We start from the raw sequence: 22,438 nt of genomic DNA on the forward strand, positions 1-22,438 counted from the left end.
CGCCGCCCCGCCGACCTTCCCAGCACGAGAGTCCCCGCCATGTACGAGCTGTCCCGGGTCCGCCTCTACTCCATCGGCCCCGCCGGCGCGCGCTACGCCGACACGGTCCTGGACCTGCGCGGAGTCGGCGCCCCGGTGCCCCACCCCGCCCCCACCCAGGCGGAGTTCTTCGAGGACGAGCCGGTCGGACCGCCGCGCCGCCCGGCCCCCGCGGGCGTGCTCTTCCTGGAGAACGGCGGCGGCAAGTCCGTCCTCCTCAAGCTGATCTTCTCGGTCATGCTCCCCGGCCACCGCAACACCCTCGGCGGCGCCAGCTCCGGCGTGCTGCGCAAGTTCCTCCTCGCCGACGACTGCGGCCACGTCGCCCTGGAGTGGCAGCACACCCTCACCGGCGAACTCGTCGTCGTCGGCAAGGCCAGCGAGTGGCGCGGCCGCCAGGTCTCCAACGACCCCCGGAAGTTCGCCGAGGCCTGGTACTCCTTCCGGCCCGGCCCCGGCCTCAGCCTGGACAACCTCCCCGTCGCCGAGGCCACCTCGGTCCGCCCGCCCGCCGAGGGCGCCTCCGGCGCGCGCGGCCGACGCCGCACCATGAAGGGCTTCCGCGACGCGCTGACCGAGGCCGGCAAGGCCTACCCGCACCTGGAGGTGGTCTGGGAGGAGATCCACGACCGCTGGAACGAGCACCTCGGCGAGCTCGGCCTCGACCCCGAACTCTTCCGCTACCAGCGCGAGATGAACGCCGACGAGGGCGAGGCCGCCGGCCTCTTCGCGGTCAAGAAGGACTCCGACTTCACCGACCTGCTGCTGCGCGCCGTCACCGACACCCGGGACACCGACGGCCTCGCCGACCTCGTCGGCGGCTTCGGCAACAAGCTCGGCCGCCGCGCCGAACTCACCGCCGAACGCGACTTCACGGCCGGCTCCGTGGACCTCCTGAACCGGATCGTCGAGGCCGCCGCAGTCCGGACCCACGCGCGCGAGGTCCACACCGCCGCCGAGCGCCGCACCCGCGCCCTCGCCCGCCGGCTCTCCGCCCGCGCCGCCGAGGAGCGCGGCCGGGGCGCCGAACTCGCCCGGCAGGTCACCTCCGCCGCCCACGCCGTCGCCGACGCCGAGGACGCCCGCGGCCGCAGCGCCCTCATCGCCGCCGAACTCGCCTACCGGCACGCCTCCCTGGCCCTGGCCGCCGCCGAGAAGGGCGCGGCCTCCCAGCGCCGCGAACTCACCGACGCCCGCACCCTGCACTCCGCCTGGCAGGCCGCCGAGGCCGTGCTCCGCCACCGCGCCGCCGGCGACCGCTCCGCGCGCGTGGCCGCCGCCATCCGCGAGGCCGAGCGGGACGCCGCCCCCGCCCTCGCGGCCCGCGCCGAGGCCGCCGCCGACCTCGTACGGGCCCTCGCCGCCGCCGCCGAGGAGGGCGAGCGGCACGCCGCCGAGGAGGAGGAGCGCTCCACCGCCCTCCAGGAGGCGGGCGAGACCGCCCACCGCGACGCCACCGCCGCCGCGACCGAGGCCCAGCGCGCCCGCAGCGAGTCCGGCCACCTGCGCCAGCGGCTCGCCGAGGTCGAGCAGGAGACCGCCGAGGCCGTACGGGCCGGCTGGCTCGACGACACCGCGCCCGACGCCGACCCGGCCCGCGCCGCGCTCGCCGCCAGCGACGCCGAGAAGACCACGGTCGCCGCCTGGGACGCGGCCCGCGAGACCGCCGCCGCCGTCGTCGAGCGCGCGCGGGAGGCCGCCGGGGCCGAGTCCCGCGCCGAACTCGCCGCCGCCCGCGCCGCCGACGCGGCCGCGGCCGCCGGGAACGCCTACGACGCGGAGCGCCGCGCCGCCGAGTCCCTGGCCGCCGAGGAGCGCCTCGCCGAACTCCTGAGCCTGCCCACGGCCGACCGCCCGGCCGGCGAGGAGCCCGCGGGGCCCGCCTCCCACGGGCCGCTCACCGCCACCGACCTCGACCGGTACGCCGACGAGCTGCGCTCCCTGCTCGACGGGGCCGTCGCCTCCGCCGAGCGGCAGCTCTTCGAACTGCGCACCGCCGCCGCCGACGACTCCCGCATCCTCGGCGCCCTCGGCGACGGCGGCCTGCTGCCGCCGGGACCCGACGTCCTCGCCACCGTCGAGCACCTCGGCGAGCACGGCATCCCCGCCCTCCCCGGCTGGCGCTACCTCGCCCAGGCCGTGGACCCCGCCGACCACGCGCGCGTGCTCGCCGCCCGCCCCGAACTCGTCGACGGCGTCGTGATCACCGACCCCGTCTCGTACGGGCGCGCCCGCGAGGTCCTCGCCGCCGCCGCCCTGCTGCCCCGCTCCGCCGTCGCCGTCGGCACCGCCGCCGCCCTGCTCGCCCCCGTACCGGCCCGACCGGGGGACGAGGACCCCGGCGTCTTCCTCGTACCGCCGAACCCGGCCATGCACGACGAGCACGCGGCCGACGAGGAGCGGCACGCCCTGCGCGCGCGGGCCGCCGCCCGCGACGAGGAGATCCGCGCCCTCGCCGGCCGCCTCGCCGGCGACCGCTCCCTCGCCGCCCGGCTCGGCGCCTGGCGCGCCGACTGCCCGCCCGGCATGCTCACCGAGCTCGCCGCCGCCGCCACGGCCGCCCGCGAGAGCGCCGAAGCCGCCGCCGCGACCCTCGAAGAGGCCCGCACCGCCCGCGCGGAGGCCGACGAGACCGCCGCCGAGGCGATCCGCGTCCGCGACGAGCGCCAGGAGGCCGCCCAGCGCGCCCGCCGGGTCGCCGACGCCCTCGCGGGCCTGGCGTTCCGGCTGCGCGAGCGGTCCGCCTGGCAGGCCAGGCTCCGCGAACTCGCCGACGACGCCGCCGAGTCCGAGGCCCGCGCCCAGACCTGCCTGGAGCGCGCCCGGGCCGCCGACGAGGACCGCCGCGCCGCCCAGCGCACCGCCGACGACGCCCACCGCACCGCCCGCGCCCTGCGGGCCGAGCGCGCCGAGATCGCGGGCGCCCCCGACCCGCTCCCCGAGGCCGACCCGGCCGCGCCCCGCACCGCCCTGCCCACCCTCCGCGAGGCCTACCGGGCCGCTTCCCAGCTCTACGAGAAGGTCGGCGTCGGCGCCGACCTGCGCGCCGAGCAGGCCCGCGCCGAGAGCGACGAGTCCGCCGCCCTCGCCGAGCTGAACCGCCTCACCAACAAGGTCCGCACCCGCGCCGAACAGCTCCTGGAGTCCACCGACGGCGCCGACGGCCCCTCCCGCCAGGCCGCCGCCGCCCGCGCCGAGTCCCTGGTCCAGATGCTGGAGACCCGTGCCTCCGAGGCGAGCGAGAAGCTCGGCCGGCTCCGCGGCGAGGCCGAGCGCCTCGCCCCCGAGGACGGCGGGGCGCACACCGAGCTGCCCGAGGAGCTCGTCCCCGCCGACGCCGAGCGCGCCCAGGCCCTCCTGCGCACCGCGACCGCCGAACTCGCCTCCCGCAGCGCAGCCCTGGAGTCGGCCCGCGCCGCCCACGCCGGACTGCTCCGCGACCACCGGGCCGCCGAGGACGCGGCCGGCGGCTTCGACGAGACGGCGGCCCTGCTCCGGGACCTGCTCCGCGACCACGCGGACGAGGAGCAGGAGGAGACCGAGCCGTACTCCGGCACCCTGGAGGAGGCCCGCACGGCGTCCACCGAGGCGCGCCGGACGCTGCGCGGCCGGACCGGCGAGCTGTCCGCCGCCGACGCCGCCGTGCGCGAGGCGAGCGACGTCCTCGTCCGGCACGCCAACTCCACCCGCTACGAGCAGGTCCGTACCCCGGCCCGCCAGCAGATCCGCGAGCTCCCGGCGTCCGCGCTCCCCGAGCACGCCGCCAAGTGGGCCGAGGCCTTCGCGCCCCGGCTGCGGGTCCTCACCGACGAGCTGGAGCAGCTGGAGCGCAACCGGGACTCGATCGTGGACCGCCTCCGCGGCCTCGTCGAGTCCTCCCTCGCGACCCTCCGCTCGGCCCAGCGGCTCTCCCGGCTCCCCGAGGGCCTCGGCGAGTGGTCGGGCCAGGAGTTCCTGCGGATCCGCTTCGAGGAGCCCGACCAGGCCACCCTCGCGGAGCGGCTCGGCGAGGTCGTCGACGAGGCCACCCGCGCCGCCGTGAAGAAGAACTCCGACCTGCGCCGCGACGGCATGTCCCTGCTCCTGCGGGGCGTGCAGGCGGCCCTCGAACCCAAGGGCGTCTCCGTCGAGATCCTCAAGCCGGACGCGGTGCTGCGGGCCGAGCGGGTCCCCGTCGGTCAGATGGGCGACGTCTTCTCCGGCGGCCAGCTGCTCACCGCCGCCATCGCCCTGTACTGCACGATGGCGGCGCTCCGCTCCAACGACCGGGGCCGCGACAAGCACCGGCACGCGGGCACGCTGTTCCTGGACAACCCGATCGGCCGCGCCAACGCCACGTACCTCCTGGAGCTCCAGCGGGCCGTGTCGGACGCGCTCGGCGTCCAGCTCCTCTACACGACGGGCCTGTTCGACACGACCGCGCTCGCCGAGTTCCCGCTGGTCATCCGGCTCCGCAACGACGCCGACCTGCGGGCGGGACTGAAGTACATCAGCGTGGAGGAGCACCTGCGCCCCGGCCTTCCGCGGACCGACCCGGAGGGGGAGGCCGTCCACGGCGAGATCACGGCGACGCGCATGTTCCGCCGCCACCGGTCCGACGACCCGGCCACGACGGACGCCGGATGAGCACCGCCCGTCCGTGAAAACGGTGATGGGCCCGGCACCCCGTCCGGGGGGCCGGGCCCATCACCGTTCTCCCTCAGGCCGCCTCGGACAGCGGCGCCGTCTCCACCCGGCCCTCACCGCGACGCGTCCGCGGCGACGGGCGCGCCGTGCTGCTCGGCTCCGACACCACCCCGTTGCGCTGGCGCCACACCTGACGGGTGATCCAGACGTCGAGGACGCTCCAGGTGGCCACGATCGTCGAGGCCACCGCGGTGATGGTGACCGGGAAGGCCAGCCATGACCCGGCGAGGCTGCAGAAGAACGCCACCACCGCCTGGATGAGGGTCACCGATGTGATCATCACGGCCCGTACGGCGGCGTCGCGCACCGGGTCGGGCATCCGCCGCCGGCCCCGCTCGTCCTCCACCCACAACTGCCCTGCCGACCGCGCCTCGTGCTCCATTGCCCTGTCACTCCCCACCACTGAACGACTTCAGGGACGGCTGCCCGTTGTGAACGCCTTTACGCGGACAGAACCCTCCCCGTACCCATTGACGCACGCCAGAGGGAAAAGGTTTCGCCCCGCCCAGGGTGAAACGCGAGACCCCGTACGGGCGGAACGCACAGTTCCAGCCATCTCCCCAGGCCGGCGGAGTCGCACGTCATCAGGTGTCCTGCGCCACAGTGGTCGACCTCAACTCCCCGAATAACAGGACATCTCATGATCGACGCTCACTCGACAGGCTGAAAATAGCCCGGACACGCCTTCGGGATGGTCGCGATGCAGTAGTAGGCTCGCGCCGCCGTTTGTTGAAACTCAAGGTTGACGCCGTGTGTTGACGCCCGACGTCACGAAGTGAAGGACCCTCGCGACGAACGGGGGCCGAGCTGGGGGAGGCCATGCGCTTTCGCGGGAAGTCCATCCGCAGGAAGATCGTGGCGTTGCTGCTCGTACCGCTCGTCTCCCTCACCGGCCTGTGGGGCTTCGCCACCGTCCTCACCGGCCGCGAGGCCGACCAGCTCCTCGACGTCGGCTACATCGTCGACAAGGTCGGCTACCCCCTGGAGGACACCGCCCGGGTCATCCAGCTCGAACGCCGCCAGTCCCTCATCTACCTCGCCGACCCCCGCGGCTCCGACGCCCTCGGCCGGCTCCAGGAGACCCGCCGGGCCACCGACCGGCAGATCGCCCGCATCCGCGCCAACGCCGCCGAACCCGGCGTCCGCGAGGAGATGCGGCCCGTCACCGCCCAGCGGATCGACAGCCTCCTCGAAGCGCTCGACGGCCTCGAATCGATCCGCCGCTCCGTGGAGGGCCGCGGCATCGGCCGCATGCAGGCCCTCGACTTCTACAACCGCCTCGTCGACCCCTGCTACAGCTTCCTCGTCACCCTCCACGCCCTGGAGAACGTGGAGATGGACAAGCAGGGCCGCGCCCTCGTCGGCATCACCCGCGCCCGCGAACTCCTCTCCCGCGAGGACGCCCTCGTGCTCTCCGCGCTCGTCGCGGACCGCGTCACCGCCCAGGAGATCCGCGCGATATCCGACCTGATCGCCAACCGGAGACAGTTCTACGAGGTCAACCTCGAACTCCTGCCGACCGCCGAGCGCGACCGCTTCGAGAAGTTCTGGCGCGGACCCGAGACGCTGCCGCTGCGCACCGCCGAGAACGCCCTCGTCGAACAGGGCCCCACCGACGACCCGCGCGCCGTCACCGCCGCCCACTGGCAGGACAACGCCGGCCCCGTCCTCGACGCCCTCGCCCGCGAGAACACCGCCGCGGGCGACCGCTACCAGGAACGCGTCCAGCCCGCCGCCTACAGCGTCCTCCTCAAGGTCGGCGTCGCCGGGGTCCTCGGCTTCCTCGCCCTCCTCGCCTCGATCGTCATCTCGATCCGCATCGGCCGCGTCCTCGTCCGCGACCTGCGCCGCCTCCAGAAGGAGGCCCAGGAGGTCTCCGGAGTGCGCCTGCCCAGCGTCATGCGCAGGCTCGCCGCCGGCGAACAGGTCGACGTCACCACCGAAGTGCCCCACCTCCGCTACGGGGAGGACGAGGTCGGCCAGGTCGGCCAGGCCCTCAACACCCTCCAGCGCGCCGCCGTCGAGGCCGCCGTCAAACAGGCGGAGCTGCGCCGCGGCGTCTCCGAGGTCTTCGTCAACCTCGCCCGCCGCAACCAGGTCCTGCTCCACCGCCAGCTCACCCTCCTCGACACCATGGAGCGGCGCACCGAGGACACCGACGAGCTGGCCGACCTCTTCCGGCTCGACCACCTCACCACCCGCATGCGCCGGCACGCCGAGGGCCTCGTCATCCTGTCCGGCGCCGCCCCCTCCCGCCAGTGGCGCAAGCCCGTCCAGCTCATGGACGTCGTCCGCGCCGCCGTCGCCGAGGTCGAGGACTACGAGCGGATCGAGGTGCGCCGGCTGCCCCGCCTCGGCGTGGGCGGCCCCGCCGTCGCGGACCTCACCCACCTCATCGCCGAACTCCTCGAGAACGCCACCGTGTTCTCGCCCCCGCACACCGCCGTCCAGGTGCTCGGCGAGCGGGTCGCCAACGGCTTCACCCTGGAGATCCACGACCGCGGCCTCGGCATGAACCCCGACGCCCTGCTCGACGCCAACCTCCGGCTCGCCGAGACCCCCGAGTTCGAGCTCTCGGACACCGACCGCCTCGGCCTCTTCGTGGTCAGCCGCCTCGCCCAGCGCCAGAACGTCCGGGTCTCGCTCCAGACCTCCCCGTACGGGGGGACCACCGCGGTCGTCTTCATCCCGGCCGCGCTGCTCACCGACGCGCCCGAGACGGAGGGCGCCGGCTTCCGCCTGGACCGCAAGACCACCGACCGCGCCGACGGCGACCCCGCCGCCCTGCCCACCCGCCGCCCGGCGCTCGCCAGGGTCCCCGACGTCGCCAACGCCCCGCTCGACGGACCCGTCGAGCTGGAGGCCCCGCTCGACGGCGACGACTTCGACGCGCTCCTCGACCGGTCCGCCGACCTCCTCGACGACACCGAGAGCGAGCGCGGCGGCCTCTTCAAGCCCCGGGACCGGCGCCGCACCGGCGGCCTCGCCCCCGCGGGCGAGCAGCACGACCAGGCCCCGGACCGCGCCGTCGGCCGCGACGCCGAGGACGCCTCCGCCGACGGAGCCGCCCGCCGCCCCGTACCGCTGCCGCGCCGCCACACCCCGACGCTCGTCGTGGACCACGGCCGCCGCCTCGACGGCCCCGACCGCGCCCATCCGGCCCCCGGCCGGGCCCACCCGGTCCCGGGCCGCCCGGCCACCGGCCCCGGCGGCGTCGGCAGCACCGGTGGTACCGGCCACGAGGACCGCCAGGGCCCCACCCTCGTCCCGGTCCGCCCGCAGGGCTCCGCCCGCCCGGACGGCCCCGAGCGCCCGGAAGCCTTCGCGCACCCGGGAAGCCCCGTACCGCCGGAAGGCCCGGCACGCCCGGAGGACACCGGACGCCCGCAGGGCACGGGCCGCACGGAAGGCCCCGGTCGTCCGGAAGGGTCCGGACGCCCGCAAGGCACCGGACGCCCGCACACCTCCGCACCGCCCGCGGCCGACTCCACCCCGCCGGGGCCCCCGGCCCCCGCCCTCTTCGACGGGCTGCCCCGCCGCGTCCGCCAGGCCAGCCTCGCTCCCCAGCTCCGCGAGGCCGACCGCCCGGCCCGCCGCGACGAGGGGACCCGGGCCGCGCCCCAGGGCCGGGACTCCTTCGAGCGCGACGCCGAGGAGGTGCGCGCCCGCATGGCCGCCATGCAGCGCGGCTGGCAGCGCGGACGCCGGGACACCACCGACCCTGACGACCCGACAGCACCAGGAACGACACCCGAGGGGGACGGTCGATGACCGCACCGAACGCCGCAGCACCCAGCACGACCTCCGGAAACGGCGAACTGAACTGGCTCCTCGACGAGCTCGTCCAGCGCGTCGCCTCCATCCGGAAGGCCCTGGTGCTCTCCAGCGACGGACTTCCCACCGGTGCCTCCCAGGACCTGACCCGGGAGGACGGCGAGCACCTGGCCGCCGTCGCCTCCGGCTTCCACAGCCTCGCCAAGGGCGTCGGCCGCCACTTCGAGGCGGGCAAGGTGCGCCAGACGGTCGTCGAACTGGAGGACGCCTTCCTCTTCGTCACGGCCGCCGGCGACGGCAGCTGCCTGGCGGTGCTCGCGGACGCCGACTCCGACGTCGGCCAGGTCGCCTACGAGATGACGCTGATGGTGAAGCGGGTCGGGGCCCACCTCGCGACGGCCCCCCGGACCGGACTGCCCTCGGGAGGGTGAGTGGGACGGCATGAGTGACGAAGCCGAGCGGAACCCGACGGCGGAGGAGCGGACCCCGCGCCCCCACCACTGGTTCGACGACGAGGCCGGACCGGTGGTCCGCCCGTACGCGATGACCCGCGGCCGGACGAGCGCCGCCACCCGCCACCGGCTCGACCTGATCGCGGTGGTCGTTCCCGAACCCGCCGCCGAAGACCCCGGCCGGGACCAGACGCTCTCCCCGGAACACGTGGAGATCGTCGAACGCTGCTCCGAGCAGCCCCAGTCGATCGCCGAGCTCGCCGCCGGACTCGACCTCCCCGTAGGGGTGGTCAGGGTCCTCGTCGGCGACCTCGTCGAGGACGAACTCGTCCACGTGACCCGCCCCGTTCCGCCGGCCGAGCTGCCGGACGTGAACATCCTCCGCGAGGTGATCAATGGCCTTCGGGCGCTCTAGCCGCACCAAGCCCTTCGTCGAACCGGTGACCCTGAAGATCCTCGTCGCCGGCGGGTTCGGAGCGGGCAAGACGACCCTGGTGGGCGCGGTCAGCGAGATCAGACCCCTGCGGACCGAGGAGATGCTGAGCGAGGCGGGGCGGCCCGTCGACGACCTGCACGGCGTCGAGACCAAGACGACCACCACGGTCGCCATGGACTTCGGCCGGATCACGCTGCGCGAGGACCTCGTCCTGTACCTGTTCGGCACGCCCGGCCAGGACCGCTTCTGGTTCCTCTGGGACGAGCTGGCCCAGGGGGCCCTGGGCGCGATCGTCCTCGCCGACACCCGCCGCCTGGAGGACAGCTTCGCGGCCATCGACTACTTCGAGCGGCGCGGCATCCCGTTCACGGTGGCCGTCAACTGCTTCGAGGGCGCCCAGCGGTTCCCCGCCGAGAGCGTGCGCGGAGCCCTCGACCTCGACCCCGAGGTCGAGCTCGTCATGTGCGACGCCCGGGACCGCGAGTCCGTGAAGAACGTCCTCGTGGCGGTCGTCGAGCACGCCCTCGTCCTCGCCGACCGCACCCACGCGGCCGTCGGCTCCTGACCCTCCGATGGAGGGCCCGCCACGGGCCCTCCACCGGGAGGCTCAGTGCCCCGCCACCGACCTCCGCGCCACCGGGAAGTCGAAGAAGGTGTCGGGGAACGGCTCCGGCCCGAACGTGAAGTGCCACCACTCCTCCGGCAGGTTCACGAACCCCTGCTCGGCGAGCACCCCCTTGAGCAACCGCCGGTTGGCCCGCTGCACGCCCGTGGTCCGGGGGTCGTCGGTGTGCGCGCGCGTGTCGAAGCAGTCGTAGCCCGTCCCCATGTCCACGGAGCTGTCGGGGAACCGCTCCGCCTTCGGCGCGTAGCACTCCACGAGCCTCTCGCCCGGCCGGTACGGGCGCGTGGGCGCCGCGGGCAGCCGCACGATCGTCAGGTCCACGGTCGAGCCCCGGCTGTGCCCGGACCTCTCCGCGATGTAACCGTCCGCGAACAGCCGGGACTTGTCGACGAGCGGATAGAACTCCTTCTTCATCCGCTCGTCCTCCGGGTCCCGCGCCCAGCGCACGAAGTGGTCGACGGCCCGCTGCGGCCGGTAGCAGTCGTACACCTTCAGCGTGTGGCCCCGGGCGAGCAGCCGCACCTGCGCCCGGTGCAGCGCCTCCGCCGCCCGCCGGGTCAGGACGCACAGCGGCTGCCGGTAGCCGTCCACCCGCTCGCCCGTGAAGTTGTGCGCCGTCGCGTAGCGCATCTCCTGGACGATCGTCCGGTCCACGGAGTCGAGGGCCACGAACTCCCGGGGAGCCTCGGGTTCCGGCGCGGCCGCCGCCGGGGGAGGGGCCGCGAGGACGGAGCCGGTGAGGGCGAGCAGCCCGGCGGCGGCCGTGACGGAGAGGGTACGGAGCGCGGAGACGAGTCCTGTCATGGGCACCGTCTACCAGTTCCGGCAGCGCCGGGAAAGGCTGATCGCATACGGTCGTGGCGTGACCGACTCGACCGTGCAGGACTCCCACTGCTCCTTCTGCGGCGCCGCCCACTCCGCCGGCGCGGGCTGGCCCCGCACCTGCCCGGGCTGCGGCCGCACCGCCTACCGCAACCCGCTGCCCGTCGCCGTCGCCCTCCTGCCCGTCACGGACGCGGACGGCACGGGGCTCGTCGTCATCACCCGGGCCGTCGAGCCCCGGCGGGGCGGGACCGCGCTCCCCGGCGGCTTCGTCGACCACGGCGAGGACTGGCGCGCCGCCGTCGTCCGCGAACTGCGCGAGGAGACCGGCATCGAGGCCGCCGCCGAGGAGGTGCGCCTCGCCGACGCGCTGAGCTCCCCGGCCGGGCACCTCCTCGTCTTCGGCCTCCTCCCGCCCCGCCCGGCCTCCTCCCTGCCCGCCTCGGTCCCGACCGACGAGACCAGCGGCCACCACCTGCTCCGGGCCCCGGAGGAACTGGCCTTCCCGCTCCACACCGAGGCGGTGCGGAAGTGGTTCGCGGGGGAGTACGACCGAGGGGACGGGAAGCGGACGGGCACCACGGAACGCTCGGTCCCGTAGCGACGGTCCCGCCCCGGGCTCCCCGCTCCCCGTCCCTGGAGCGGGGAGCCCGGGGCGGGACCGCCGCGCCCGAAGCGGCAGTCCCGCCTCGGGCTCTCCGCATCCACGACGCGGCGGTCCCGCCCCAGAGCCCCCGCACGCGGAGCGGCAGCCTCGCCTCGAAGCCCCCGCCCGCCGTAGCGGCGATCCCGCCTCAGAGCCCCCTGACCCGCACCGGCAGCCCCGCCTCCACCGCCCCGTCGTCCGTCACCCGCTCCACCACCACCCGCCCGTCCACCAGGCGCGACTGGTACCGCTCGATCTCGGCCGGCTCCCAGCCGTCCCCCGTGTCCCGTACGACGAGCCCCCCGCCCGTCCGCCCCACGGCGGGCGCCCACACCTCCAGGACCTGACCGCCCTCCCCGCCCCGCACCGGGAGCACCGCGCCCGCCCGGGCCAGGACCGGCACCCGCGACGCCGGCGCGTCGAGCAGCACCTGACCGGGCCCCTCGTACGCCCGCCCCGTCGCCGTGTCGTACCAGCGTCCGCGCGGCAGCCGCACCGCCCGCCGGTCGACCCCGGGCGCCAGGACCGGGGCCACGAGCAGCGCGTCGCCGAGCAGGAACGCGTCCTCGCAGTCCCGCAGCGCCCGGTCCTCCGGCGTCCCCCACCACACCGGCCGGACGTACGGCGCGCCCGTCATCCGGGCGAGCCGCGCCAGAGTCGTGAAGTACGGCCGCAGCCGCTCCCGTTCGGCCAGCGCCACGCGCGCGTACTCCGCGATGTCGGGCCCGAACTCCCACGGTTCGTGCGGCCCGGGCCCGCTCCCCGCGCGCGTGCGGAACAGCGGGAGCCACGCCGCCAGCTGGTACCGGCGCAGGAACAGCTCCGGCGACGCCCCGCCGTCGGGGCCGGTCACGTCCGGCCCCGAGTACGGCACCCCGCACAGGCCGAGACCCAGGACCAGGGAGAGCGAGGCCCGCAGCCCCGGCCACCCCTCCGCCACCCCGCCGGCCCAGGTGCCCCCGTACCGCTGCGTTCCCGCCCAGCCGGAGCTCGACAGGAGGAAGGGCCGCTCGTCGGGCCGCAGCCGGCGCAGCCCCTCGTACCCGGCGCGGGCCGCCGCCAGACCGCACACGCCGCCCGCCTCCCGGCGGTCGCCGTCGCGCACCCGGTCCCCGGGCTCCGCCCGCACCGCCGGGTCCGCGGCGGCCACCAGCCGCACGTCCTCCTCCCGCAGCTCCTCCGCGAGTCCGGACAGGCCGTTCGAACGCCCGGCACCCGGACGCCGGGCGTCCAGGTGTACGGCGGACAGCGGAAGCCCGTGCTTCCGGTACGCGTCCACCGCCCCCCGCACCTCCGCCGCGCCCCCGGAGCCCTCGCGCGCGTGCTGCGGGCCCAGCGCCCAGGACGGCGGGAGCGCGGGCGCGCCCGTGAGCGCCGCCCAGCCGTGCAGCACGCGCGCGGGGGTGCCGACCACCACCCAGCAGCGCAGCGGACCGCCCTCCATCCGGACCTCGCAGGTCCCGGGCCGGTCGTGCCCGGACCCGGCTCCCTCCTCGCCCTCGGAGAGGGTGACCCGGCCGTCCCGGGAGTTGTCGTGGAACACCAGGTGCGTACCGGCGTCCGAGACGATGAACTGCACGGGCATGGCGAGGTGCGACGGAACGTCCCCGGGAACCGACCGGGAGCCGGATCCCGATCCGAACCCGAGCCTTGATCCCAACCTCGACCCGGGCGCGGATCCGGACCAGGGCCCCGACCCGACCCCGGCCCCCCTCCCCGAAGGCGTGCTCCGCAGCCCGTACGAGCCGTCCCTCAGCCGGAGTCCCCCCGACCGCCCGCCGAGCCCGAAGAACCGCGCGTCGGCCGGCACCTCGCTCCGCTGCACCCAGCGCGCGGCCCCGGAGGCGTCTCCGGACCCAGAAGGGCCCGCGACCCCGGCAGGGCCCGCGCCCCCGGACGTCTCCACCGGCTCCCACCAGCGCGGCGGCAGGTCCCGCCGGAGCAACAGCCCGCCCGGCGTCCGGACCTCCACCGCCCCGTGCCGGGAGACCGCCACCGTCACCCGCTCCGACACGACCCGCCAGCCGCCGTCCGTGTCCGGTTCCAGGGCCGCCCGGGGATCCGGCTCGGGGGCCTCGCCCGCCAGCGCGTACGAGGGCAGCGGTCCGGCCCCGTCCCACCCCCAGAACACCGTGCCGCCCGCCGACACGCACAGCCGCAGCGAGGAGCGCGCGAACCGGATCGTCCCCCCGCCCGGCGCGGACTCCGCCGCCTCCGCCAGACCCGGCACCCGGGCCCGCTCCGCACCCCTCGAAGGCGTCCCCCACGCGTCCGTACGGCGCCGCCGCCACGCCGACCGCACCGTCCGCAAGCCCTCCACCGAACCGAACACCTTCATCGAACGCAGCAGTTCACGACCGTCCATGCGGCTCAGCCTGCCACCCGCGAAAGGCGCCACGAGCCGCGTTCAACTGCCGTTCACCCGTGGTGGGAGCACATATTCAACTACCTGACCATGGGCGGGCGGCCCTGGTGCGAAAGACGATCACATGGCATCGTCCTGTCAGCCGCGTCGCGCGCACACCCCAGCACGTGCGCGGGACACACGCAGACCCCGCGTACAGCCAGGGAGCCGCCCCATGACATCAGCGCAGACCGAGCCGCTCTGGCAGCCGGACGAGGAACGCATCGCCACGGCCGCCGTCACCCGTTTCCAGTCCTGGGCGGCCGAACACCACGGGGCCCCGGCCGAGGGCGGGTACCCGGCCCTCCACCGCTGGTCGGTCGAGGAGCTCGAAGCGTTCTGGCGGGCGGTCGCCGAGTGGTTCGACATCCGCTTCTCCACCCCGTACGAGCGCGTCCTCGGCGACCGCTCGATGCCCGGTGCCGAGTGGTTCCCCGGAGCCGCCCTCAACTACGCCGAGCACGCCCTGCGCGCCGCCGACGAGCGCCCCCACGACACGGCCCTGCTCCATGTGGACGAGACGCACGAGCCCGTGCCGACCACCTGGGCCGAGCTCCGCCGCCAGGTCGGCTCCCTCGCCGCCGAGCTGCGCGCCCTCGGCGTGCGCCCCGGCGACCGGATCAGCGGCTACCTGCCCAACGTCCCGCAGTCCGTCGTGGCCCTCCTCGCCACCGCCGCCGTCGGCGGCGTGTGGACCTCCTGCGCCCCGGACTTCGGCGCCCGCAGCGTCCTCGACCGCTTCCAGCAGGTCGAGCCCGTCGTCCTCTTCACCGTCGACGGCTACCGCTACGGCGGCAAGGAGCACGACCGCCGCGACACCGTGGCCGAACTGCGCGCCGAGCTCCCGACCCTCCGCGCCGTCGTCCACGTCCCGCTCCTCGGCACCCCGGCCCCCGAGGGCACCCTCGCCTGGGACGACCTGGTCGCCGGCGACACCGCGCCGGTCTACGAGCAGGTCCCCTTCTCCCACCCCCTGTGGGTCCTCTACTCCTCCGGCACCACCGGCCTGCCGAAGGCGATCGTCCAGTCCCAGGGCGGCATCCTCGTCGAGCACGTCAAGCAGCTCGGCCTGCACTGCGACCTCGGCCCCGACGACGTGTTCTTCTGGTACACCTCCACCGGCTGGATGATGTGGAACTTCCTCGTCTCCGGCCTGCTCACCGGCACGACGATCGTCCTGTACGACGGAAGCCCGGGCTACCCCGACACCGCCGCCCAGTGGCGCGTCGCCGAGCGCACCCGCGCCACCCTGTACGGCACCTCCGCCGCCTACGTGATGGCCTGCGCCAAGGCGGACGTGCACCCCGGCCGGGACTTCGACCTCTCGGCCGTGCGGTGCGTCGCCACCACCGGCTCCCCACTGCCCCCCGACGGCTTCCGCTGGCTCCACGACGAGGTCCGCGAGAACCTCTGGATCGCCTCCGTCAGCGGCGGCACGGACGTCTGCTCCTGCTTCGCCGGCGCCGTCCCCACCCTCCCCGTCCACATCGGAGAGCTCCAGGCCGCGGGTCTCGGCACCGACCTCCAGGCCTGGGACCCCTCCGGCAAGCCCCTCGTCGACGAGGTCGGCGAACTCGTCGTCACCAACCCCATGCCGTCCATGCCGATCCACTTCTGGAACGACCCCGACGGCAGCCGCTACCGCGACAGCTACTTCGAGATGTTCCCGGGCGCGTGGCGCCACGGAGACTGGATCACGATCACCGGCCACGGCTCGGTCGTCATCCACGGCCGCTCCGACTCCACCCTCAACCGGCAGGGCGTCCGGATGGGGAGCGCCGATATCTACGAGGCCGTCGAACGCCTCCCGGAGATCCGCGAGTCCCTCGTCATCGGCCTGGAGGAGCCGGACGGCGGCTACTGGATGCCCCTCTTCGTCCACCTCGTGGAGGGCGCCACGCTGGACGAGGAGCTGATCGCCCGCATCAAGCGGACCATCCGCTCCGAACTCTCCCCGCGCCACGTCCCCGACGAGATCATCGAGGTCCCGGGCGTCCCGCACACCCTCACCGGCAAGCGCATCGAGGTCCCGGTCAAGCGCCTCCTCCAGGGCACCCCGCTCGCCAAGGCCGTCAACGCCGGCTCGGTCGACGACCTCGGCCTCCTCCACTTCTACGAGACCCTGGCCGCCAACCGCCGCGCCTAGGGGGTGTCTCGCCGATCATGCCGGGCTCGGGGCGTCCGGTGCCCGATCCGGCCCGATCGACAAGACACCCCCTGGACCCGCGCACGTCCGGGCCCCGATCCACCCGGGTCGGGGCCCGGACGTGCCCCCGGGGTGTGTCCGGCGGATCACGGCCGGGGTCGCGCCCCCGATCCGCCGGACATCCCTCAGGCCTTCGGCAGCCCACCGGGCACGGCGGCGGCCCCCTTCACGAGCACCGCCGACACCCCGAGGACGGTGCCCGCCGGTCCGGCCGGCGTGGTCTCGGCGAGGACGGTCCGCTCCCCGAGGAACGCCGACGTCGTGCGGTCGAAGACCCACTGGGTCTGCTCGCCGTGGGCGGTACGGGCCACGGCGACGCCCTCGCGTCCGGCCGCGTCGGTCGCGGACGGCAGCACGGCCACGCCGGGGATCAGGGCAGCGGCCCGGTACAGCGCGGCGGTGACCTCCGGGGGAGCCCAGGTCTCGGCCAGCAGCGTCCCGATCGCGGTGAACGCCCGCTGGTCGGCGTCGCTCCCGGGCCCCCCGGTCTCCCCGGCCCCCCGGGTCTGCTCGCGGACCAGCCGCAGCAGCGCCTCCGGACCCGTGGGAAGCGCCGCCACGTACGCGTGCGTCGGGTTCGTGACGGACGGAGCCTCCGCCCCGAGGACGGTCTTCCGGGGAACGGCCCCGGGGCCGTCCAGCTCGTACACGGGCGCCCGGGAGCCGAGCGGAGTGTCGGCGGACCCCTCCTCGCGCAGCAGACCGGGCCGGCTGCCGTCGGCCGAGAGCCACACCTCGCGCGCGCGTGCGGACGGCAGCACGGCGGCACCGCCGGCCGCGTCGCGCCCCGCGTGCGCGACGAGGCTCTTCACGTAGACGTACTCCTCGGGCCGCACCCCCGGCGCGGGCGCGGCGGCCGCGGCGAGCGCCGCGCGCATGAACGATTCCCCGGCACTCGGCCGCACGACGACCTCTGCCCGAACTACGGCTTCCGCCCGAACGGAGACTTCCGTCCCTGGGGCGACCTCCGGCCGCACGGCCTCCGCCCACACCGCACCCCCCGGCCGCACGGCGGCGTCCCGTCGCGCGGCCCTCCGCGCCCTCGCCCTCGCCGGAGTCCTCTCCGGCGTGACGCTCTCGGCGCTGCCCCCGACCGCCGTGGCGGCGGCCCGCACCCCCGAGACGTACGCCCTGACGATCCGTCACCTCGACCGCCAGGGGGCCGCCACCGACGCGTACCGGACCCACGTCACCGGCATCTCGGGCCCCGGCGCCTCCGAGGCGGTCACGCCCCACGACGACTCCGGCACGGTCACCGTCCGCCTCCCCAGGGGCCGCTACCTGCTCGACTCCACCGTGGACGGGCGCGACGAGGGCTCCGGAACCGACTGGATCGTCCAGCCCCGCCTGGACCTGGACCGCGACACCACGGTCACCGTCGACGCCCGCACGACCGCCCCGGTGGACGTCCGCCCCCGGGACGCGGAGGCCCGCTTCCTCAGCAGCCTCGGCTTCGTCGAGGTCACCCACGGCGGCACGACCCGCTCCGCGAACGTCCTGGCCGCCCCCGGCCTGCGCATCGCCCACCTCGGCCCCGACGCCGAGCCGGGCTCGGTCAGGGAATGGTTCGACACGTACTGGGCCGGCGAGACCACCGACTACGCCCTCGGCTACACCTTCACCTCCTCACGCGCCCTGACCGGCCTCGTCCGCCACCCGGCCCCCTCCTCCCTCGCCACCGTCGAGGTCCGCCGCGCGGCCCCGAAGGGCGAGACCGGGACCGCGTTCGTCTCCGTCCAGCCCGGCGCGGGCCCCACCGTCGGCATCTCCCAGCCCCTCCGGCCGCGCGGCACCGCGACCGTGCTCGTCACTCCCGAGCGGGGCCGGTGGAACGTCGAGTACGAAGGTCCCGCCGCCCCCGGGACGAAGCCCAACCGGTACGCCGTGAACGGGCTCGCGGTGCGCGCGGGCGCCACCACCGCCCACACCTTCGACAACCCCGTCTTCGGCCCCGCCCTCGACACCGCGCCCGGCGCCCGCCCGGCCGGCGTCCGCGACGGAGCCGCCCTCTCCCTCGACGTCCCCCTGCTCGCCGACGGCGAGGGCCACGCGCCGAGCGCACCGCGCTTCCACACCGCCACCACCACGCTCCACCGGAACGGGGTCCTGATCGGCACCCACCGGGGCGAGCCCGGCCGGGGCACGTTCACCACCACCCCGGGAGCGGCCTCGTACCGGCTGACCGCCACCGCGACCCGCGGCGACGGCACCGCGCCGGCCGGACGCGCCACCGCGGCCTGGACCTTCACCTCGGCCGCGACCGCCCGACCGGCCGCGCTTCCCCTCAGCACCGTCCGCTTCGCCCCGGCCCTCGGCCTCGACGGCACCGCCCCGGCGGGCGCCCGAGTCCGCGTGCCGGTCACCGTCCAGGGCGCGGCGGCCGGATCCGGCGTCCGCTCCCTGACCGTCTCGGTGTCGACCGACGACGGCACCACCTGGACCCGCGTCCCCGTCGCCGACGGCCGGGCCGTCTTCCGCAACCCCGCCGCCGGACGGTCCGTCTCGCTCCGCGCCGAACTCACCGACACGAAGGGCAACACCCTCACCCAGACCCTGACGGACGCCTACCGCACCCGCTGAACGACCCACCGTTCCGGAACGCGCCGGGGAGGCACCCTCCCCGGCGCGTTCCGCCGTTCCCCTCCCCGCACCAGGCCTGCCCGTCGTTCGACACCTCCCCGAACCGTCACTGTCAGTGGCGAACGTTACGCTGAGTGAGCATTGATCGGAGCGTCACCAGGGGGAGACATGACACGGACCGGAACCACCCCGACGAACCTCGGCCGCGCACTGCGCCGCGAGGTCCCCAGCACCGTCGGACTCCTCGCCGACGAGCAGGACTTCGCGGCCATGCGCCGCTACCGCACGTTCCTCTTCGACGACCACACCGCCTACCTGCGCCAGATCGAGAAGCTCCTCAGGGCCCTCGCCCGGCAGGGCGGCCACACCACCGTCGCCCTCTTCGACCCCGAGGAGTACGCGGCCTGGTGCGCCGAGACCGCCACCGACCCGGACCTGCCCGCGAGCCGCAGCCGCTTCACCGCCCACCTCGCCGCCACCGGAGCCCGCGTCACCTACACCGGGCAGCCCCTCGCCGCCCTCCTGCCCGAACTCGTCGACACCGCCGTCCGCCAGGCCACCTGGGAGTACGCCACCACCGTCCTCGCCACCGCCGGCGACTGCGCGAGCTGCGGCAAGGACATCGGCAAAGCCGCCTACGAGCGGGCCGCCCGCCTGCTCGCGCGCCTCCTCGAAGCCGCGGGACCCGGCACCCACCACCTCGTCTGCAGCGTCCCCGCCGCCGACGACCAACTCCTCGCCGTCCTCCACACCGACGGCACCGCACCGCCCGAGGACCCCGACGGCGCCGGACCCACCACCGGGTTCACCGCCGTCCTCGCCGCCGGCATCGCCCTCTCCGCCCCCGGCGGACTCGTCCTGCGCACCACCGCCCCCGACGTCCCCGACCGCCTCCACGGCTGGCGCCTCACCGACGGCGCCCTGACCCCGCTCACCGAGGCCGAGGTCTTCTCCGCCTACTGCACCGACGCCCGCACGGGAGAACCCCTCTCCCCGGAACCCGGCGTCGAGTACCGCGCCGGATTCCCCCTCGCCCCCGGCCCCGACGACGACTGGACCACCCACCACTGACCACCGGCCCCGCACACGGCGAAGGGGCTCCCCGCCACCTCCGTGACGGAAAGCCCCTTCGTCATGACCCGGCTCGGGGGATCACTCCCCGGACAGCACCGCCTGCGCGGCCAGCCGCGCCTCGTGCGCGGTGTCCGCGGCACGCGCCGCGGCCGCGGCCCGCTCGCACTGCGCCAGCGTGTACTTGGCCAGCGTCGCCCGCACGTACGGAATCGACGCCGCACCCATGGAGAGGGAGGTGACGCCCAGACCCGTCAGCACACACGCCAGCAGCGGATCCGAAGCGGCCTCGCCGCAGACGCCGCAGCTCTTGCCCTCGGCCTTGGCCGCCTCGGCGGACAGCGCCACCAGGTCGAGCAGCGCCGGCTGCCACGGGTCCTGGAGCCGGGACACCGCACCGACCTGACGGTCGGCCGCGAAGGTGTACTGCGCCAGGTCGTTGGTGCCCAGCGACAGGAACTCGACCTCCTGGAGGATCGAGCGAGCCCGCAGCGCGGCCGAGGGAATCTCGACCATCGCACCGAACTTCGCCCGCAGCCCCGCCTCGCGGCAGGCGTCGGCGAACGCCTTCGCGTCCGTACGGTCGGCCACCATCGGCGCCATGACCTCGAGGTACACGGGCAGGCCCTCGGCCGCCTTCGCGAGCGCGGACAGCTGCGTCCGCAGCACCTCCGGGTGGTCGAGCAGCGACCGCAGCCCCCGCACGCCCAGCGCCGGGTTCGGTTCGTCCGCCGGCGTCAGGAAGTCCAGCGGCTTGTCGGCGCCCGCGTCGAGGACCCGCACGACAACGCGCCCCTCGGGGAACGCCTCCAGGACCTGGCGGTAGGCCTCGACCTGCTTCTCCTCGGACGGCGCCCGCTTGCTGTCGTCCAGGAAGAGGAACTCCGTACGGAACAGGCCGACGCCCTCCGCACCGGCCTCCACCGCGGCCGGCACGTCCGCCGGACCGCCGACGTTGACCAGCAGCGGCACCTTGTGCCCGTCCGAGGTCGCGCCCGGACCGGTGGACGTGGCCAGCGCGGCCCTGCGCTCGGCGGCGGCCTTCGTCAGCTCCGCCTTCTTGTCCTCGCTCGGGTCCACGAAGAGCTCACCGGTGGAACCGTCGACCGCGATGAGCGTGCCCTCGGCCAGCTCACCCGCGCCCGGCAGCGCCACGATGGCCGGCACGCCCAGGGCCCGCGCGAGGATCGCGCTGTGGCTGGTCGGCCCGCCCTCCTCGGTCACGAACCCGAGCACGAGCGCCGGGTCGAGCAGCGCCGTGTCGGCGGGCGCCAGGTCCCGCGCGATCAGCACGTACGGCTCGTCGCTGTCCGGCACGCCCGGCATCGGCACGCCGAGCAGCCGCGCGACGATCCGGTTCCGCACGTCGTCCAGGTCCGCGACCCGGCCCGCCATGTACTCGCCGGCCCCGGCGAGCAGCTCGCGGTAGTGCGAGAAGGCGTCGTAGATACCGCGCTCGGCCGTGCTGCCGACCGCGATGCGGCGGTCCACGTCGGCGATGAGCTCCGGGTCCTGGGCGATCATCGCCTGGGCCTCCAGCACCGCCTGGGCCTCGCCGCCGGCCAGATTGCCCCGGGCGATCAGATCCGCGGCCACGGCCTCCACGGCCTGACGGGCGCGCCCCTGTTCGCGCTCCGCCTCCTCGGCCGGAATCGACTTGGCCGGCGGTTCCAGAACCGCGGTGCCCATGTGCCGGACCTCGCCGATCGCCACTCCGTGGCTGACGCCGACGCCTCGCAGCGTTGTCTCCATCTCACCCGTCTCCGATTGGGCGACGGCCCCGGCCGCCGCGTTGAATGTCGAACTCGCGGTCGTCACAGCGGACGTACCGGCTCAGTTCCAGCCGAAGAGGTGGTCGCCGGCCTTCACGTCGCCGTCCTCGGCGACGTCGGAGAGGGAGTCCGCGGTGGCCTCCAGGGCCACGACGGGACAGATGGGGGACTTGCCGGCGGCCTCGACCGCGGCGGGGTTCCAGCGCACGACGGCCTGTCCGCGCGTCACGGTGTCGCCCTTGCTCGCGAGCAGCTCGAAGCCCTCCCCGTTGAGCTGGACGGTGTCGATGCCGAGGTGCGTCAGCACGCCGTGTCCCTCGGAGTCGACGACGACGAAGGCGTGCGGGTGCATGGAGACGATGACCCCGTCGACCGGGGAGACGGCCTCGGAGGGCTCACGTACGGGATCGATGGCGGTACCGGGGCCGACCATCGCACCGGAGAAGACCGGGTCGGGAACTGCGGCGAGACCGATGGCACGGCCGGCGAGCGGCGAGGTCACGGTTGTCATGGGAAGCCTCCCAGGGGCGGAGATTGTGTGGCGCCGTCACTACCTGTCCTGGACGGCGAGCTGTTCAGAAGCGTATGTCATGGGAAGTCCCGGTTCCGCCCGAGACGTACCAGTTGGACGGAGCTAGGGACCACCGGCGACGGTTTGCGTCTACTGACGGTGGGATGTACTGTCGTACTCCTGCCTGACCCCAACGCGGCCTTGAGTCGCGGGTCGGCAGCACCTATCAAGCCAGATCCTAACCCCAGTGGTCTACACCTCTGCGTGCTCGCAGCGGGACGTGGTCGGGGGGGCCGAGAAAGCCTGGTAATGTTTGAACCCGCCGGAAGGGCCCGGAGCGAAAGCAAAAGGGACCGGAAAGCACCGGGGAAATCGGATCGGAAAGATCTGATAGAGTCGGAAACGCAAGACCGA

At 75.1% G+C, this 22,438-nt stretch carries 15 protein-coding genes; 9 read left to right on the forward strand and 6 right to left on the reverse strand.

Translation table 11 applies throughout. The features are described from left to right. The first annotated feature begins 39 nt into the window (after positions 1–39). The gene (locus tag ACIQKA_RS33350) at positions 40–4,665 is read left to right on the forward strand and encodes a hypothetical protein (protein ID WP_402543210.1); all 4,626 of its coding nucleotides are present in this window, start codon (positions 40–42) and stop codon (positions 4,663–4,665) included. A gap of 73 nt (positions 4,666–4,738) precedes the next feature. Here the strand turns inward: ACIQKA_RS33350 and ACIQKA_RS33355 are convergent, their stop codons facing one another. Next, positions 4,739–5,107, reverse strand: coding sequence for a hypothetical protein (locus ACIQKA_RS33355; RefSeq protein WP_383159366.1), 369 nt, complete (start codon positions 5,105–5,107; stop codon positions 4,739–4,741). Positions 5,108–5,544: 437 nt separating this feature from the next. Between ACIQKA_RS33355 and ACIQKA_RS33360 the strand changes: the two genes are divergently transcribed. The 4 genes from ACIQKA_RS33360 to ACIQKA_RS33375 are packed head-to-tail and all read left to right on the forward strand — an operon-like array spanning position 5,545 to position 9,952. Continuing rightward, positions 5,545–8,496 carry a nitrate- and nitrite sensing domain-containing protein gene (locus ACIQKA_RS33360; RefSeq protein ID WP_402543211.1) on the forward strand — a complete coding sequence of 984 codons (2,952 nt, stop codon included), beginning with the start codon at positions 5,545–5,547 and terminating at the stop codon, positions 8,494–8,496. Then, entirely contained in the window at positions 8,493–8,930 is a 438-nt protein-coding gene (locus ACIQKA_RS33365) for a roadblock/LC7 domain-containing protein (RefSeq protein WP_383159362.1), read from the forward strand. Before ACIQKA_RS33360 ends, ACIQKA_RS33365 begins: the two co-directional genes overlap by 4 nt. A gap of 10 nt (positions 8,931–8,940) precedes the next feature. After that, positions 8,941–9,366 (forward strand): DUF742 domain-containing protein, encoded by a 426-nt coding sequence (locus ACIQKA_RS33370; protein WP_376241720.1) that lies wholly within the window; start codon positions 8,941–8,943, stop codon positions 9,364–9,366. Beyond that, positions 9,347–9,952 carry an ATP/GTP-binding protein gene (locus ACIQKA_RS33375; RefSeq protein ID WP_383159357.1) on the forward strand — a complete coding sequence of 202 codons (606 nt, stop codon included), beginning with the start codon at positions 9,347–9,349 and terminating at the stop codon, positions 9,950–9,952. Before ACIQKA_RS33370 ends, ACIQKA_RS33375 begins: the two co-directional genes overlap by 20 nt. Positions 9,953–9,994: 42 nt before the next feature. Here ACIQKA_RS33375 and ACIQKA_RS33380 read toward each other — a convergent pair whose 3' ends face one another. Next, positions 9,995–10,816: a M15 family metallopeptidase gene (locus tag ACIQKA_RS33380; protein ID WP_383432865.1), complete on the reverse strand. Its 822-nt coding sequence runs from the start codon at positions 10,814–10,816 to the stop codon at positions 9,995–9,997. 73 nt (positions 10,817–10,889) lie between these two features. Here ACIQKA_RS33380 and ACIQKA_RS33385 point away from each other — a divergent pair, with 73 nt between their 5' ends. Further along, positions 10,890–11,435 (forward strand): NUDIX domain-containing protein, encoded by a 546-nt coding sequence (locus ACIQKA_RS33385; protein ID WP_383159368.1) that lies wholly within the window; start codon positions 10,890–10,892, stop codon positions 11,433–11,435. A gap of 193 nt (positions 11,436–11,628) precedes the next feature. On the opposite strand, the gene ACIQKA_RS33390 is transcribed toward ACIQKA_RS33385, so the two are convergent. Further along, positions 11,629–13,845 (reverse strand): glycoside hydrolase family 31 protein, encoded by a 2,217-nt coding sequence (locus ACIQKA_RS33390; protein WP_402543212.1) that lies wholly within the window; start codon positions 13,843–13,845, stop codon positions 11,629–11,631. 214 nt (positions 13,846–14,059) lie between these two features. On the opposite strand from ACIQKA_RS33390, the gene ACIQKA_RS33395 reads away from it, so the two are divergent. Further along, entirely contained in the window at positions 14,060–16,030 is a 1,971-nt protein-coding gene (locus tag ACIQKA_RS33395) for an acetoacetate--CoA ligase (RefSeq protein ID WP_383159351.1), read from the forward strand. 185 nt (positions 16,031–16,215) lie between these two features. Here ACIQKA_RS33395 and ACIQKA_RS33400 read toward each other — a convergent pair whose 3' ends face one another. After that, positions 16,216–17,205: a CU044_5270 family protein gene (locus tag ACIQKA_RS33400; RefSeq protein WP_402543213.1), complete on the reverse strand. Its 990-nt coding sequence runs from the start codon at positions 17,203–17,205 to the stop codon at positions 16,216–16,218. Between ACIQKA_RS33400 and ACIQKA_RS33405 the strand changes: the two genes are divergently transcribed. Together ACIQKA_RS33405 and ACIQKA_RS33410 are read left to right on the forward strand one after the other, a co-directional pair. Next, a complete protein-coding gene (locus ACIQKA_RS33405; protein ID WP_402543214.1) occupies positions 17,159–18,670 on the forward strand; it encodes a serine protease in 1,512 nt (503 codons plus the stop codon). The genes ACIQKA_RS33400 and ACIQKA_RS33405 overlap by 47 nt on opposite strands. Positions 18,671–18,838: 168 nt before the next feature. Then, on the forward strand, positions 18,839–19,741 hold the full coding sequence (locus ACIQKA_RS33410) for a hypothetical protein (protein ID WP_391096445.1): 903 nt from the start codon (positions 18,839–18,841) through the stop codon (positions 19,739–19,741). A gap of 81 nt (positions 19,742–19,822) precedes the next feature. Here ACIQKA_RS33410 and ptsP read toward each other — a convergent pair whose 3' ends face one another. Then, positions 19,823–21,493, reverse strand: a complete 1,671-nt coding sequence (ptsP, locus tag ACIQKA_RS33415; RefSeq protein ID WP_383159340.1) for a phosphoenolpyruvate--protein phosphotransferase — start codon at positions 21,491–21,493, stop codon at positions 19,823–19,825. 81 nt (positions 21,494–21,574) lie between these two features. Further along, positions 21,575–22,024 (reverse strand): PTS glucose transporter subunit IIA, encoded by a 450-nt coding sequence (locus tag ACIQKA_RS33420; protein WP_376241742.1) that lies wholly within the window; start codon positions 22,022–22,024, stop codon positions 21,575–21,577. Between the last annotated feature and the right edge of the window lie 414 nt (positions 22,025–22,438).

Source organism: Streptomyces sp. NPDC092045 (assembly GCF_044756005.1).
Classification (GTDB): Bacteria; Actinomycetota; Actinomycetes; order Streptomycetales; family Streptomycetaceae; genus Streptomyces.